This window comes from Ectopseudomonas composti, assembly GCF_001567565.1.
GTDB lineage: Bacteria > Pseudomonadota > Gammaproteobacteria > Pseudomonadales > Pseudomonadaceae > Aquipseudomonas > Aquipseudomonas composti_A.
The window spans coordinates 784,136-799,656 of the sequence record NZ_LSSW01000029.1; the positions used below are offsets into that span (position 1 = coordinate 784,136).

At 66.3% G+C, this 15,521-nt stretch carries 3 protein-coding genes; all 3 read right to left on the reverse strand.

Annotated elements, in window-relative coordinates:
* Position 1: 1 nt before the first annotated feature.
* The 3 genes from PCLY_RS20060 to PCLY_RS20070 all read right to left on the reverse strand — a co-directional run bounded on the left by PCLY_RS20060 (position 2) and on the right by PCLY_RS20070 (position 15,389).
* On the reverse strand, positions 2-9,532 hold the full coding sequence (locus tag PCLY_RS20060) for a non-ribosomal peptide synthetase (RefSeq protein WP_197432206.1): 9,531 nt from the start codon (positions 9,530-9,532) through the stop codon (positions 2-4).
* On the reverse strand, positions 9,529-14,331 hold the full coding sequence (locus PCLY_RS20065; protein WP_061241530.1) for a non-ribosomal peptide synthetase: 4,803 nt from the start codon (positions 14,329-14,331) through the stop codon (positions 9,529-9,531). The genes PCLY_RS20060 and PCLY_RS20065 overlap by 4 nt, the downstream gene beginning before the upstream one ends.
* Before the next feature lie 65 nt (positions 14,332-14,396).
* Positions 14,397-15,389 carry a TauD/TfdA family dioxygenase gene (locus PCLY_RS20070; protein WP_156458622.1) on the reverse strand — a complete coding sequence of 331 codons (993 nt, stop codon included), beginning with the start codon at positions 15,387-15,389 and terminating at the stop codon, positions 14,397-14,399.
* Positions 15,390-15,521: the final 132 nt, after the last annotated feature.

A 15,521-nucleotide genomic window follows, 5' to 3' on the forward strand; every position in this document is an offset into this window, starting at 1 on the left:
TTCAGTCTTCCATCTCTGCCAGCAAACGCTGCATCTCATCCAGTGCCTGGTCGGTCGAAGGCCGCTGCGGGTTTTCGATCTGTTCGGCCAGGCCGGCAATGGTCGGGTTATGGAACAGGCTGCGCAGCTCGACCTTGACGCCGAAGCGGCTCTCCACCCGGGTCATCAGGCGCATCGCCAGCAGCGAATGGCCACCGAGCTCGAAGAAGCTGCTGAGCACGCCGACCTGCGGCAGATCGAGTAGCTCCTGCCACAGCTCGGCCAGTTCGCGCTCCAGCGCCGTGCGTGGCGCCACCCCTTGCTCGGCCTGCGCTTGCGGCGCCGGCAGGGCCTTGCGGTCGATCTTGCCGTTGGCATTAAGAGCGAAACGCTGCACCTGGATGAAACCGGCTGGCACCATGTAGGCCGGCAGCAGGCTTTCCAGATGACGGCGCAGCGCCGCCTCGTCGACCGGGCTCGGGCTTTGCAACCAGGCAAACAGGCTGTGACTGCGACCATCGAGCATCACCACCGCCTCTTCCACGCCGGGGTAACGGCGCAGCAGCGATTCGATCTCCCCCGGCTCGATGCGGAAACCACGCACCTTGACCTGGAAATCGGCACGGCCGACGTAGGCCAGGCGCCCATCGCTGCGTCGGCGCACCAGGTCGCCGCTGCGGTACATGCGGCTGCCAGGCTCGCTGGCGAACGGGTCGGGCAGGTACGCCGCTGCGGTGATCGCCGGCGCCCGCTGGTAACCACGGGTCACCCCGCTGCCGGCGATATACAGCTCGCCGGTGCTGCCCAGCGGCACTGGCCGCAGGCATTCGTCGAGCACGTAACAACGGGTGTTGAGCAGCGGCATGCCGATATCGGCCACGCCGGCCGGCACTTCGCGCAGCGCCTGGGTGGTCGACCAGACGGTGGTTTCCGTCGGCCCATAGGCGTTGATCAGTTGCACGCCCTTGGCTTGCAGCAGTTTGACCAACTCGGCCGGCACCGCTTCACCACCGATCAGGCCGCGCAGGGCCGGCCAGTCGTCACGCCCGGTTTCCAGCAGGAGCTGCCAACCGGCTGGGGTGGCCTGGAACACCGTGGCACGGCGCAGCAGCTCGAACAGGCGGTGACCATCGACCACCTGCTCGCGCCGCGCCAGAAGGATGGCCGCGCCCTTGAGCAGCGGCAGGAACAGCTCCGGCTTGCACATATCGAAGGCATAGGTGGTGCTGGCCAGCCAGACGTCCTCGACCGTCAACGGCAACTGCTGGTCGAGACCGACGAGCAGGTTGCTCAGGTTGCCACGGGTGACCTGCACACCCTTTGGCGTGCCGGTGGAGCCCGAGGTGTAGATGACATAGGCACGCTGCTGCGGCGCCACCGGCAAGGCCAGGTCATGCGCGGGCTGTGCATCCAACGGCAGGTGCTCGACGAGCGTGCTGTCGACAGCGCCGAGCACCTCGGCGCAGGCCTGCTCGCTGAGCACCAGTGCAGGCCGTGCGTGCTCGATGATAAAGCGCAGGCGTTCGCCCGGTTGCTGCGGATCCAGCGGCAGGTAGGCCGCGCCCGCCTTGTGAATCGCCAGAATGCAGGGCAGCAGCCAGGGGCCACGGCTCAGGCACAGGGCAACCAGATCGTCGCAGCCGACACCCTGGGCGCGCAGCCAGTGGGCCAGGCGGTTGCTCAGGGCATTGAGCTGGACATAGCTGTAACGCTGCTCCTGGCAATCAACGGCCAGTGCATCTGGGCTCTGCAAGACCTGGCGCTCGAAGCGGGCGATGAGGTCTTCCGTCTCGCTCAGGGTGTGCGCCGGCAGGTTCCATGGGCGGCGGGTCAGGGCGTGATCGGCATTGGCCAGGTCGATATCCCACAGCCGCGCCTCGGGTCGCGCCAGCATACCGTCGAGCAGGTGACGGTACTCGTCGGCGTAGCGCTGCATGGTTCTGGCGACGAACAGCTCGGTGTTGTACTCCAGCACGCAGTGCCAGGCGCTGCCGTGCTGCTCGATATGCAGGCCGATGTCCACCAGGGCGCTGTCGCTCTCGACATCCAGGCGCTGCGCCGGCAGGCCGGCGAAGCCCTGGCCGACCGCCGCCACGTCGTCGCGCTGGATCAGGTTGAACAGCGCCTGGAACAGCGGCGTATGGCTGAGATCACGGCGTACCTGCAAGGCTTCCACCAAGCGCTCGAAGGGCACGTCGCCGTGCTGCTGGGCGGTCAGGTGGGTGGCTTGCAACGCCTGCCAGAACGACGCCACCGATTGCAGCGGATCGATCTGGCTGCGCAGCACCTGAGTGCTGGCGAAGTAGCCGATGAGGTTGTCGGTGTGCGCCTGCTGACGCTGCGCCACCGGCAGGCCGATCCACAGCTCGCGCTGCCCGGAATGCCGGGCCAGCAGCACCTTCCACGCCGCCAGCAGCGGCGCGAAGGCGGTCAGGCCATGGCGCTGTGCGGTGCTACGCAGACGCTCGACCAACTCGGCAGGTAGCTCGAAGCGCAGGCGCCGCCCGTGGTAGCCCTGCTCGGCAGGGCGCGGCAGGTCGGTGGGCAAATCCAACACCGGCGGCTCGCCGGCCAGGGTCTGCCGCCAGTAGTCCAGTTGCGCCTTGATCAGCGCCTGCCCGGCTGAGCTCTGCCAACTGGCAGCAACGTCGCTGAACTGCAACGGCAACGGCGCCAGCGCCGCCTGGGCTCCGCTCAGCTCGGCCTGATACAGGCGTTGCAGCTCATCGAAGAAGATTTCCAGCGAACGGGCGTCGGCGATGATGTGGTGCAAGGTGGCCTGCAACACGCTGTGCCCCTCGCCCTGGTACAGGCGCACGCGCCACAGCGGCGCGCGAGTCAGGTCGAAGGCACGCTGCGCCTCCTCACTCAGGGTGCGGGCAAAGGCCGGCGAACGTACATCCTGCCGCAAGGGTGCGACGCTGAGCAGCGGGCCGTGCCACTGCACGACCTGCTGCCGTGCGCCTTCGTCCGTCTCGCTGAACACGCTGCGCAGGCTGTGCTGACGCTGTACCAGTTGCGCCAGGGCGCGTTCCAGTACATCGGCTCGCAGGGTGCCGTGCAGGTGCATGGCCAGGGACAGATGGTAAGCCTGGGTATCGCCCTGCAAGCGGTCGAGGAACCATAGCCGCTGCTGGGTGAAATGCAGCGGCGCCGGCACCTCGCCGAATGGCCGCAGGATGCTCTCCTCTGCGCCCTCGACAGCAGCCAGGCTGGCCGCCAGCTCGCCCAGGGTCGGGCACTCGAACACGCTGCGCAGCGGCAGTTGCCGCTCGTAACGCTCGGCGATGCGCGCCACCAGCCGTGCTGCCAGTAGCGAATGGCCACCGAGGGCGAAGAAGTTGTCGCCTGCGCCCACCGCGTTGCAACCGAGCAGTTCGCACCACAGCTCGGCCAGTTGCGCTTCCCAGGGCTGGCTCAGTTCGCTGTCGCGCTGGCCTTCATGTTGCGTGGGTGCCGGCAGCGCCTTGCGCTCGACCTTGCCGCTGGGGCTCAGCGGCAGGCTGTCGAGGCGCACGAACTGGCTTGGCAGCATGTATTCCGGCAGGTGCTGCGCCAGTTGCTCGCGCAGCACGGCATCAGTCAGCGCGCCCGCCGCCTGCATGACCGAGTAGTAAGCCACCAAGCGCGCACTGTCGCCGCTGCCGAGCAGCACCACCGCCGCTTCGCGCACACCGGCGACGCGCGCCAGCAAGGCCTCGATCTCGCCCAGTTCGATACGGAAGCCACGCAGCTTGACCTGGAAATCCAGGCGCCCCTGGTAGTCCAGGCTGCCTTGGGCGTTGCGCCGCACGCGGTCGCCGGTACGGTACATGCGCGCCCCCGGCACGAAGGGGTCGGGCAGGAAGCTCGCCGCGCTCAGGGCAGGCGCGGCGAAATAACCACGGCCCAGGTTGGCACCGGCCAGGTACAGCTCGCCGGACACGCCCGGTGCCACGGGTTGCAGGTCAGCATCCAGCACATAGGCGGCCGTATTGACCACAGGCTGGCCAATCGGCACCTCGACCCCGCTGCTGTCGCCCTGGCGCGGCTCGAAGGTGCTGTAGACGGTGGCCTCGGTCGGCCCGTAACCGTTGATCACCTGGGCGCCACGCTGTTCCATGGCCTCGGCCAGCGCGGTTGGCAGGGCCTCGCCACCGGAAATGGCGCGCACGCCCTGCCAACTGCGCTGGGTGTGTGCCACCAGCATGCGCCAGGTGGCCGGCGTGGCCTGCATCACCGTCGGCTGGCCGGCCTCGATCAGGCGGTCGAGGGCTTGCGGGTCGCGTGCCTGCTCACGGTCGGCGAGCAGAATGCTGGCCCCGCGACCGAGCGGCAGCAGCAGCTCGACGATGGCGATATCGAAGGTCGCGGTGGTCAGCGCCAGCACCTTGTCCTGCGCCGTCAATGGCAGCACCTGCTGCACGCCGAGCATCAGGTTCATCAGATTGCCGCGCTCGATGGCCACGCCCTTGGGCTGCCCGGTGGAACCCGAGGTGTAGAGCACATAGGCGAGCTGGGCAGGATGCACGCTCGGCGCGCGGTAGGGCTCGGTGGAGCTCAGCGCGTCGATATCCAGCAGTTCGACATCACTGCCCCACTCGGCCAATTCCGCCAGGGCCTCGGCATTGCTCAGGCACAGCCGTGGCCACGCGTGGGCAAGGATGTAGCGACCGCGCTCGGCCGGGGTGTCCTCGGCCAGCGGCACATAGGCGGCGCCCACCTTGAGGATGGCCAGCATGGCCATGGGCAGCCGAGCATCACGCGGCAGGCGCAGGGCCACGCGATCCTCGGCGCCGACGCCACGGGCCTGCAAGGCGGCGGCCAGGCGTTCGGCCGCCTGGTTCAGTTCGGCATAGCTCAGGCGCTGCTGGCCAGCCTGCACGGCGATAGCCCCGGGCCGCTCGGCGACCTGCCGGGCGAAGGCCTGCAGGATGTCTTCCCGGCCCTCTACAAGCTCGCCGTGCAAGCGGGCCAGCGCGCGCTGTTCAGGCTGCCAGGCGAGTTCGCCGAGCACTTGCCGAGGCTGCTCGAGCACGGCGTCGAGCAGCGCCAGGTACTGCTCGAGCATGGCGCGGGCGGTCTGCTCACGGAACAGCTCACTGCTGTATTGCAGACTCAGCGCAATGCCGTGCTCGCTGTCGCGCACGTCCAGATGCAGATCGCACAGAGCGCTGTCCGGGCGATTGTCGAGCGGCTCGGCGATCAGCTCGGTCAGCTCGAAACGCTCCAGGGCATGGCCAGGGAAATAGTTGAACATGGCCTGGAACAACGGGTTGTAGCTGACCTGACGGGCCACGCCGAGCTGTTCGATCAGGTAGTCGAAGGGCAGATCCTGGTGCGACTGCACCGCCACCGACAGCGCCTGCAATTCGTTCATGTGCTGCAACAGGCTGGTCGTGCCGGAGAGCTTCTGGCGGTACACCAGGGTGTTGACGAAGCAGCCCACCAGCGGCTGCAACGCCGCATGGTGACGGTTGGCCGCAGGCACCCCGACGAGGATGTCATGCTCGCCGCTGCGGCTGCGCAGCAGCAGTTGAAAGGCGCAGAGCATGGGGATGAAGTTGCTCCAGCCGTGACTCGCGCTGAAGGCGCGCAGGCGCGCCGCCAGCGCATCCGGCAGGCGCTGCTCGACGCGCCCGCCAGCCTGGCTGGCATGGGCCGGACGGGGGAAGTCCGCCGCCAGTTCGAGCACCGGCAACTCGCCGGACAACTGCTCGCGCCAGTAGGTCAGTTCGTACTGACAGGCGGTGCTGGCCATCCACTGGCGTTGCCACAGGGCATAGTCAGCGTATTGCATCGGCGCCTCGACCAACGCCGGTTCACCTCCCTGACGCAGCTCGCGGTAACGGGCACAGAGGCCGTCGATGATCAGTTGCAGCGACCAGCCATCGGCGACGATGTGGTGGCAATTGAGCGCCAACACGTGCGCCTGCGGGCCCAGGCGATACAGGCAGGCACGCAGCAGCGGCGCGCTGTCCAGGGCGAACGGGGTCATCGCGTCCTGGCGCAGCAGCTCGTGCAACTGCGCCTCGCTGGCCACCTCGATCAGCGGCAAGGCCAGCTCGGCCTTGGCGAGGATGACCTGCACCGGCTCGCCGCCATCGCTGACGAAACGGGTCCGCAGGATTTCGTGCTGGTCGACCAGCGCCTGCAAGGCGGCCTGCAAATCAGCCAAATGCAGGTCGCCACTCAGGCGCACCGCGCCGGCCAGGTTGTAGGCCGGGCTTTGCGGCTGTAGCTGCTGGAGGAACCACAGGCGTTGCTGGGCGAACGACAGCGGCAGGTTCTGCGGACGCGGCAGGCGCATCGGCGCGTTGCTCTCGCCGGCCTCCTGCTGCTCCAGCCACTGCGCCATCGCGGCGATGGTCGGACACTCGAAGACCACACGCAGCGGCAGCTCCTTGCCACTGAGCTTGCCGATCTGGCCGATCAGTTGCGTGGCCAGCAGCGAATGCCCGCCCAGCTCGAAGAAGTGATCCTGGATACCGACCCGCGCCAGACCGAGCACGGATTGCCAGGCCTCGGCCAACTGCGCTTGCAGCTCGGTGCTCGGCGCTACGTAGCGCGCCTCGCTCTGCGCGGCGAAGTCGGGTGCCGGCAGCGCCTTGCGGTCGATCTTGCCGTTGGCGTTGAGCGGCATGCGTTCGAGCAGCATGAAGGCACTGGGCAGCATGTAGGGTGGGAGGTTGGCGGTGATGAACTCGCGCAGCGCCTCGATGGAGGGCTGCGGCTCGGCCACCACGTAGGCCACCAGCACCTTGGCGCGCTGTTGGTCGTCGCGGGCCAGCAGCACCGCTTCACGCACGCCGGGATAACTGGTCAGGCAGGCTTCGATCTCGTCCAGCTCGATACGGTGGCCGCGAATCTTCACCTGGTGGTCGGTACGCCCGACATACTCCAGTTCGCCATTGGCCAAAAAGCGCGCCAGGTCGCCGGTGCGATACAGGCGGCTGCCGTCATTGGCGATGGGGTCGGGTAAAAACACCGCCGCCGTGCGCGCCGGGTCGGCCATATAGCCACGGCCAACACCGACACCGGCGACGAAGATTTCCCCCACCGCACCGCGCGGCACCGGCTGCAATTCGGCATCCAGCAGATACAGACGGTTGTTCAGGGTCGCGCGGCCAATCGGCACGCTGCTGCGCGCCTCAGGCAAGCGCTCGGTGAGCGGATGGAAGGCCACGTCGTCGGAGCATTCGGCCGGGCCGTAGGCGTTCATCAGCGGAATGCCCGGATAACGCTCGAACCAGCGCCGCGCCAGCGCTGGTGGCAGCGCCTCGCCAGTGGCCAGCACCCAGCGCAGCGCGCTGCTCTCCAGGCCGGCATCCAGCAGGCTCTGCATCAGCGACGGCACCGCTTCGAGAATGCTCACGCCGTGGCGCGCGATGGCTTCGGCCAGGGCCTCGGGGTTCTGCATCACACAGTCGCCGAGAATCACCGTGCGCGCACCCAGCACCAGGCCGGCCAGAGTCTGCCAGACGGAGATGTCGAAGCACTGCGGCGCGCTCTGGGCGATCACGTCCTGCTCATTCAGACCCAGGCCCGGCAACTTGCCGAGGATGTTATTGAGCATGCCGGCGTGGGCCACCATGGCGCCCTTGGGCGTGCCGGTGGAACCCGAGGTGAAGATGCAGTAGGCCAGCGACAGGCCATGCACGGGGAGATCCAGATCGGCATCGCTGTAGTCGCTCAGGGCCGCTGGCTCGTAGCGGATCGCCGCCGGCGGCTGGGCCATCTGCTGCAGCGCCTGCAGGGCCAGGTCGCTCTGCTCGGCGCCATGGATCAACAACGGCGAACGGCTCTGGGTGAGCACCTGCGCCAGACGCTGCGGCGGGTTGCGCGGGTCCAGCGGCAGCCAGCCGGCACCGGCCTTGAGCGTGGCGAGGATCATCACCACCAGGTCGAGGCCGCGCTCGTCGAGCAGCGCCAGCAGGTCGCCGTCCTGCACGCCATTGGCGCGCAGGTGGCGGGCCAGGCGGTTGGCAGCGCAGTTCAGTTGATCGAAGCTCAGGCTGCGCTCGCCATGCACCACGGCGATTCGCTCGGGCGTTTGCCGCACTTGCCGTTGCAGGCGCTCGACATACAGCGGCTGCAATTGCGCTTCGTCCGTCGCTAGGCCACCTGTAGCCCAGGCGTGCTGCTGAGCAATCTCCGTGGCATCGAGCATGGTCAGGCGTTGCAGCGGGGTGTTCGTATCGCGCGCCAGGGCTTCGCCCATGTTCAGCAGCAGCGTGCGGAAGTGGCGCAGCATCTGCTCGATTTCATCACGCAGGAACCAGTCGGTCTGGTAGGTCAACTGCAGGTGCAGGCGCTCGCCGGGCACGATCACCACGGTGATCGGATAGTTGGTGTGGGTGCGGTTAGCCATGTCGCTGATCAGGTAGTCCAACTGGCCCTGACGCAGGCTGGCGGAGATCGGTGCGTTCTCGAAGACGAACAGGCTCTGAAACAGATCCTGGCGTTGCACCTCGCTCCAGCTCTGAATCTGCGCCAGCGACACGCTTTCGTGCTCGCGCAGGCTCAGGTTCTCCGCCTGCAGGGCCTTGAGCCAGGCGCCGAGCGATTGTTGCGGCTGCCAGTTCCAGCGCAGCGGCAGGCTGTTGATGAACAGCCCGACGATGCTTTCCATGCCCTGCATGTGCACCGGACGCCCGGCCACGGTGACGCCGAACAGCAGATCGCGATTGCCGCTGTAACGCCCCAGCAGCAAGGCCCAGGCGCCCTGCACCAAGGTATTGAGGGTGATGCCCAGACGGCTGGCGGCCTGCTGCAGGCCCTGGGTCTGCTCGACGCTGAGGTGCTCGACGCAATCCTCCACCGGCTCCGGCGCATCCGTAACGCGCCCAGGGTGGCCGAAGCCAAATTGATTGGGCGTGTCGAAACCGGCCAGGCGTTGCTGCCAGAAGGCCTGATGCTCTTCAGGTTTCTGCTGTTCCAGCCAGCGGATGAAGTCGCGGTACGGGCGTGGCTTGGGCAGTTCCAGGCGCCGCCCCTCACGCGCCGCGCGGTAGCCGTCGAGGAAGTCCATCATGATGATGGAGAAGCACCAGGCATCCATCAGGATGTGGTGATAGCTGCGCACGAACTGGTAGGTGTCTGGCGCCAGCTTGAACAGGCGCACACGCATCAGCGGCGCCTGGGTGAAATCCAGGCCCTGGCGGCGCTCCTCGGCCAGCAGATGCTCCAGGCGCGCCTGCTGCTCGGCCTCGTCGATAGCCGACCAGTCCTCGTAGGCAATGGGCAGTTCGACCTGCTTGTGCACCACCTGCATCGGGCGCTTCTGCTGCTTCCAGACGAAGGAGGTGCGCAGCAGTTCGTGGCGCTCCACCACCTGTGCCCAGGCCTGGCGAAAAGCCTGCAGATCGAGCTGCGGCAGCACCATGACATGGCGGTACTGCAGCAGATACATGCCCTTGCCCGGATGCATCAGGCTGTGAAACAGCAGCCCCTGCTGCATGGGCGCCAACGGGTAGATGGCCTCGATATTGCGGGAAAGTGCCTTGACCTTGTCGTTCATGCCGAGGGTCTCCTTGCCGTGGGCTGGGGATATGGGGGCGCCAGGGGTGGTCATTGCAGTTGCTCCAGCAGGCCGAGGAATTCGTCATCGGAAAGCCCCGAGTCGGCGAAGTCGGCGGCAGTGGCGCGACCGGCTTCGGGATCCAGGCAGTGTTCGAGCAGGGCTTCGATGCGCTGCTGAAATTGCTGCGCCAGCTCGCGGATCAGGGCCTGCTCATGCACCTGCGGGGCGTAGCGCCATTCGATGTGCAACTGGCCCTGGTCGACCAGGGCGGTGACGTCGAGCAGATGGGTACGGCGGGTGTCAGCGGCGCGCATGGCCGGGCACAGCGGCTGCGCCAGGCGCCACAGGCGCGAGCCGCCGAGCCACTGATCGACACGGCCCAGGTAGTTGAAGGTGAGCAGCGAGGCGGCACCAAGCTGCTGTGGATCGAGGCGCAGCAGGCCGTAGCCGATGCCCTGCTCCGGCACGCGGCGCAATGTCTCCTTGGCAGCGATGATCGCCTCTTCCGGCTGTTCGGCAGCGGGCACGGCCAAGGGGTAGCGGCTGGTGTGCCAGCCCACCGAACGCGACAGATCCGGGCCCTGCTCCCAGCCGCTGCGACCGTGGCTTTCCATCTCCAGGGTGACCTGCTCGCGTCCCAGCCATTGACCGATGACAGAGGCCAGGGCGGCGACCAGCAGATCCTGCACCTGAGTGCTGTAGGCCTCATGGCAATCGCCCAGCAACTGCTCAGTCTTCTCGGCAGACAGACGCGTCTCCAGCGTGCGGCTTTCGCCGTACAGGCTGACCACGCGGGTCACCTCGCCCTCCTCTGCCAACTGCGCCTGCCAGTATTCGCGCTGAGCCAAAACGGCCGGCTCCTGACGATGGCGCTGCAGAGCCTCACTCCAGCGATGGAAGCTGGCGGAAGCGGCTGGCAGCTCGGCCTGCGGATCGAGGTAGAGGCTTTCCAACTCCTCCAACAGCACCTGCCAGGACACGGCATCGACCAGCAGATGGTGCGCCGTGCACAGCAAGTGCCCGCTGCCGGTGAAATACACCCAGCGAATCAACGGCGCTCGATCCAGTTGCCAGCCCTGCTGCCACTGCTGCAACAGCGCATCGTCCAGTGGTTGTTCGACCACCTGCAGCAGCTTGCCGGCCATCTCTGCCGACCACGGCTGATAGCGTTGTTGCCAATCCTGTACGCCCCGTTCGAAGACCAGACGCAAGCTGCTGTGACGCTGCAGCAAGGTAGCCAGAGCCTGGGCCAGGCGCGCCGACTCCAGCGGCTGCTGAACGGCCAGCAGCAGGGACTGGTTCCAGTACTGCGGCGTGTTCTGCTGCTGATCGAAGAACCAGGCCTGGATCGGCGTCAGGGCGAAAGCGCCGCTCGGCTCGGCGCTATCGACCTTGGTTTGCTCGGCCACACTGGCGAGCTCCACGGCCTGCTCGGCCCAGCCGCTGACCGAAGGGAACTCGAAGATCTGCTTGGGCTTGAGCTGCAGGCCCTGCTGCTTGGCGCGGGCGATGATCTGCAGGCTGAGGATCGAGTCGCCGCCGACCGCGAAGAAGTTGTCGTCGGCTTGCAGCTCAGGCTTCTCCAGAATCTCCCGGGCAATCGTCAGCAGGCGCTCGACCCTGGCCCGCTGCGGCGTCTGCGCAACACGCGCCAGCGCACGCACGCTGGGTTCGGCGAACAGTTGCTTGGGCGTGAGGGTGATCCGCTGCTGGCGTGCGCGGGCGATGATCTGCAGGCCGAGAATCGAGTCGCCGCCATGGGCGAAGAAGTTGTCGTCCGGGCCGATGCTGGGGTTGCCCAACAGTTCGCGCCAAATCGCCAGCAAAGCGCGTTCGACTTCGTTCAACGGCTGCTCGGCACGCGCTTCGATGCTGCGCGGCGCTTGCTCGGTCAGCGTCAACAGCGCCAGACGATCGACCTTGCCATTGGCCAGCAGCGGCATGGCCTCCAGGCAGTGCCACTGCGCCGGCTGCATATAGTCCGGCAGGCGTGCCTGCAGAGCCGCCTGAATGCCAGCCAGTGCGCTCGGCGCGGCGACCAGGAAAGCCACCAGGCGATTGCCCGTCAGCGGCGTCGGTGCGTTGAGCACGCGCACGTCCTCGACCTGTGGCAGCGCGCGCAATTGCGCCGCCACCTCCGAAGGCTCGACGCGATAGCCGCGAATCTTCACCTGCTCGTCCAGACGCCCAAGGAACAGCACTCGACCCAGATGATCGAGGCGCACCCGGTCGCCCGTGCGGTAACCCAGCTTACCGAAGCGCGCCTGATCGACCTCGCTGGCACTCAGATAACCACGCGCCACGGTGGCGCCCTCGATATACAGCTCGCCGCTGACGCCAGCCGGCAGCACTGCGCCATCCGGCCCGCGCACGCTGATGCGCACGTTGCCCAGGGGACGTCCGAGCGGCGCGTCGCCCTCGCCTTCAACTTCATGGGTCAACACACCCACCGTGGTTTCGCTGGGCCCGTAGTGGTTGACGATACGCAGGCTCGGGCTCAGGGCACGCACCCGTGCCAGCAGATCGGCGCCCAAGGCTTCGCCGCCAAGTACCAGACACTGACGCGGCAACAGACGCTGCGGCTCGCTGGCCACCAGCAGGGCATTGAGGTGCGAGGGTACGATCTTCAGCATGTCCACGGGCTGCTGCCCGAGCAGCGCCGCCAATTCCTCGGCGTCGAAGGCCAGCGCCTCGTCCAGCAGACGTAAGCGCCGGCCGCAGAGCAGTGCGCCGAACAAGGCGGTGTGGCCCAGATCCGTGGCGCAACTGGCCAGGCTCGTCAGGCTGGCTTCGTAGCTCAGTTGCAGGCGTTCCAGGCAGGCGCTGACGTAGTGAATGAGGTTGCCCTGGGTCACCTCCACGCCCTTGGGCCGCCCGCTGGAGCCGGAGGTGTAGACCACGTAGGCCGGCAGATCCGCGGGTAGACCGGCACGCAGCGGTGCATCGCTAAATAGCGGCGCACTCGGCACGACCAGCCACTGTACCGACGTTGGCAACCAGTGCGGGCGCTCCCCCATACCGACACAGACCCTGGGCGTGGCATCCAGGCAGATGCCCTGCAGGCGCGACTCGGGCCACTGCGGGTCGAGGGCCAGATAGGTGGCGCCGCACTGCCAGGCGGCGAGCATATGCATCACCAGTTCGCGGCTGCGTGGCAGGCACAGGGCAATCCGATCTCCCAGCGCGCTCAGCGAGCCTTGCAGGCGCTCGCCACGGGCGACCACGGCTCCGGCCAGCTCGGCATAACTCAACAGGCCCTGCCGATCCTCCAGGGCGATGGCCTGCGGTTTTGCCGAGCAGTGTTTGGTGAAGGCCTGCCAGGCACTCTCCTCCAGCACCGGCAGAACCTCGCCAGACAACTGCGAACGCTGTTCGGGAGCCAGCCAGTTCAGCTCGGAGAAAGGCACGTCCGGCTGCTCCATGGCCGCCATGACCAGGGCAAGGAACTGCGCCTGGAAACGCTCGACGCTTTCGCGCCGATACAGCGCCTTGCTGTAGCGCCAGCGCCCGATGAACTCGGGCAGGTCATCGATGATCACCAGGTTCAGTTCGTGAGCCGCGCCACGCTGCTCGCCGATCATGCGCTCGATGTAGCGCTCGAACGGCACGTCACGTTCCTTGTTCAGCGTGAACATGTGCTGGAACACCGGCGCCCGGCCCATCTGCCGCGGCAGATCCAGATGCTTGGCCAGCCGCGCGAAGGGATAGTGACGATGGCGCAAGGTCTGCCTGACAGTGGCCGCGACCTGCTTGGCCCACTCAGCACTGGACAGGTCACGACGCAAACGGCAGCGCACCGGCAAGGGGTTGACCAGATAGCCCGGCAGCTCGGCCTGCTCGCGCTTCAGACGCCAGCCGCTGGGCGTGCCGAGGACGAAATCATCCTGCCCCGACAGCACGCCGAGAAACTGCTGGAACAACGAGAACCAATAAACGTAGGGCGTCACACCCAGACGCCTGGCCACCGCACGCAGGCGCTCGCTGTCGTCGGCGCCAAAATGAAACGACAGCTCCCCACCGTCGAAGCCCTGACTGCTGCCATAGGCGAAATCGGTCGGCAGCTCCAGCGTCGGCACATCAGCCAACTGCGTTTGCCACCAGGCCAGCTCCTCGGCCTCGATCGCCTCGCTGCGCACGTACAGATCGCAACACCAGTTGCGGTAGGCCTGAGGGTCGACATCGGCAAGCGCTTGCTCATCGACCTGGGCGAACAGCTCACTGAACAGCACATCGAAGGTGGTCAGGTCGGAGGCGATATGGTGAATACCCAGCAATACCGTGTGCTCGGTACGTTCACCCAGCTCATTGCTCAACAGCACCAGGCGGCTGACTTCACCAGCGGCCAGGTCGAAAGGCGTATCAGCCAGCTCGATCACGCGGCGCTGGATACTGGCTGCATCTGCACCCTGCAAGGTTTCGCATTGCAGCGAGGTGGGCTGCGGGCGGCTGTCCCATTGCAGTAACTCGCCATCACGCTCGACATAGGCGCTACACAGGTGCGGGTAGCGCTGCTGCACCACCTGCCAGGCCCGCTCCAGACGCTGCGGCAGATCGGCCCAGAGGTACTGCGGCCTGACCCGCCCAGCCAGTGCGATGTTGTAGGCGCAACTGTTCGGCTCCATGCGCTGCAGAAACCACAGAGCCTGCTCGTTATCGCTGAGCGGGCGCGCCGCGAAATAATCCGCGTGGAGCTCGAGCCACGACAGAATCTCACCGCTGCGTGCCAGCAGCTCCTGTTCCAGATCGGCATTCAAGGCCTGCGGCGTAGCGGCCGCAATCATCAAACGGCCTTCACTCGCGGACAGGCGAATACCGCGCAGCCAGCAGTCACGCATCAAGCGATCGAGCATGTGTCGTCCTTCTTCTTGCAGATTCGAGGTCTGCCGCCTGCGCGGCGGCATCAGGAGTGAGGGCATCAGCCCGCTGGTGCGGGCTCGGCCATGGCCACCACGACCTTGCGCGGCCCCTGGAAGGTAGAACGTCCGTGGGCGACCAGCATGTTGTCGAGCATCAGCGCATCGCCGGCCTGCCAGGGAAAACTGACCTGAGTGCGCTGCAGCACATCGCGCACATGCTCCAGTGCGTCCAGCTCGATGGGCGAGCCATCGCCGTAGAAGACGTTACGCGGCACGCCCTCCTCGCCGACGATGGACACCAGCGTTTCGCGCAGTGCCGTCGGCAGGTTGGAGATATGGAACAGGTGCGCCTGATTGAACCAGACCCACTCCCCCGTGACCGGATGCTGAGCAATGGCCTGACAGATCTGGCGCGTACGCAGCTCGCCATCGTCCTTCCACTCGAAGTCGATCTGGCTGAGGCGGCAGAAGCGCTCGACCTCATTGCGATCTTCGGTGCTGAAGGCCTGCTGCCAGGTGAGATCCAGCCCATTGCCGTAGTTGCGCACGTACATCAGGCGCTTGTCGGCGAAGCGCTGACGAATGACGGGATCGATGCGTTGATAGACCAGGCGACTGTCGGCAATCGGGGTTTCGCCACCGGCCTGCGCCGCCTGGATGCAGTGAAACCAGATTTTCATTGGCCAATTCAACGAGTAGGACTGTTCGTTGTGCAGCGGAATGACCTGGTGAGCGGGGTATTCGGTCGAGGTGTAGACGCGGCTGTTGAGCTTGGTACGCGGCGTGGACGCATAGTCGTAGGTCAACAGCTCATGACCGAAGCTGCGGGCAAAATCCTCGAAGTCACCGGCGTCGCGAAAGGCGAAATCACGGAAGAGGACGCCGCCAGTGGTCTGCAACTGACTGTCGACAGTGCGCCTGATCAGATCGGCATGATCGCGCCAGGACTCGCCCGGCACCGGGGCACGCAAGATGAATGGCAGAGCACCCTCGCTATCTGCCTGAACCCTATCCAGTGAGTGGTCTGCGCGGGAGAGCGAGTCGGTAAGCATCTGGAGTCCTTGGCGCTACTGATTAGGCGCACCAAATTATCGCAAAACACACTCACTATCAAACAGGAATTAATATTATTTGAGAATAAAGCACGAATCGTTCACAGCGTCGCGGCAAACCCCGAAACAGGC

What these genes read in the sequence shown, in the direction of transcription:
- PCLY_RS20065 (WP_061241530.1), bottom strand. Translation starts at nt 14,331, where the DNA reads ATGCTCGATCGCTTGATGCGTGACTGCTGGCTGCGCGGTATTCGCCTG.
- PCLY_RS20060 (WP_197432206.1), bottom strand. Translation starts at nt 9,532, where the DNA reads ATGACCACCCCTGGCGCCCCCATATCCCCAGCCCACGGCAAGGAGACC.
- PCLY_RS20070 (WP_156458622.1), bottom strand. Translation starts at nt 15,389, where the DNA reads ATGCTTACCGACTCGCTCTCCCGCGCAGACCACTCACTGGATAGGGTT.